Annotated in this window: 1 protein-coding gene; it reads right to left on the bottom strand. The window is 66.3% G+C overall.

The features are described from left to right. On the bottom strand, positions 1 to 252 hold a 252-nt coding region (locus tag PU683_RS22330; protein ID WP_277174685.1), incomplete at its 3' end, for an FGGY family carbohydrate kinase.

Raw genomic sequence — 252 nt, 5'->3', positions numbered from 1 at the left:
ACGCATCGAGCAGCAGGCCACCGCGCGTATCGCCTGCGCCGTCAGCCCGGCGCGCTGTAAGGCCTGGCGAATGCACTGGCAGGCCAGCTGCCAGTTGCGGCTGAGGTCAAACTCCATCGAGCCGGGCACGCCCGGCACCGCCAGGTGTTGCCACTCCGCCTGGCCGTGCGCGATCTGATTGCCCGCCAGATCGAAGATCACCGCGCGAATACTGCCCGTTCCTGCGTCCAGCGCCATCAAGTAGTTATCCAT

This window comes from Candidatus Kosakonia sp. 282A-S69, from assembly GCF_029433855.1.
Classification (GTDB): Bacteria; Pseudomonadota; Gammaproteobacteria; order Enterobacterales; family Enterobacteriaceae; genus Kosakonia; species Kosakonia cowanii_A.
Note: the sequence above shows the minus strand (reverse complement) of the source record. Positions and strands in the feature narration are given on the sequence as shown.